This window comes from Pseudomonas sp. RL, from assembly GCF_000647775.1.
Classification (GTDB): domain Bacteria; phylum Pseudomonadota; class Gammaproteobacteria; order Pseudomonadales; family Pseudomonadaceae; genus Serpens; species Serpens flexibilis.
Window position 1 is genome coordinate 1 of record NZ_JBOY01000194.1, and the last position, 572, is coordinate 572.

General features: G+C 73.4%; 1 pseudogene. It reads left to right on the plus strand.

The features are described from left to right. A pseudogene (locus tag AS93_RS19805) lies at positions 1-572 on the plus strand (protein-disulfide reductase DsbD); the annotation flags it as partial.

Genomic DNA, 572 nt, shown 5'->3' on the forward strand with positions numbered 1-572 from the left:
CCAGGCGCGCGGCGGCTCGCTGCTCGGCGCGGCGGTCCTCGGGGTGCTGTCCAGCCTGCTGGTGTCGCCCTGCGTGTCCGCACCGCTGGCCGCCGCCCTGCTGTACATCAGCAGCAGCGGCGATGCGCTGGGTGGTGGCCTGAAGCTGCTGGCGCTGGGCCTGGGCATGGGCACGCCGCTGGTGCTGTTCGGGGTCGGCGGTGGCACGCTGCTGCCCAAGTCCGGCCCCTGGATGGTGGGCGTACGCAACGCCTTCGGCGTGATGCTGCTGGCGGTCTCGATCTGGCTGCTGGAGCGTGTGCTGCCCGGCTCGCTGTCCCTGGCGCTGTGGGGCCTGCTGGCGGTTGGTACCGCACTGTGGCTCGGCGCCCTGGAATTCATTCCCAAGCCGGGACGCCAGAAGCTCAGCCAGCTGGCCGGCCTGGCCCTGCTGGTCTACGGCCTGAGCGCCTGGGTCGGCGCGCTGCAGGGCGAATCGGATCCGCTGCGTCCGCTGGGTCGCCTGGAGGCCGGCAGCGCCGCGCCGGCGACCCGCGTGCAGAGTGGCGCCTGGCTGACCCTCGATGAGCCCG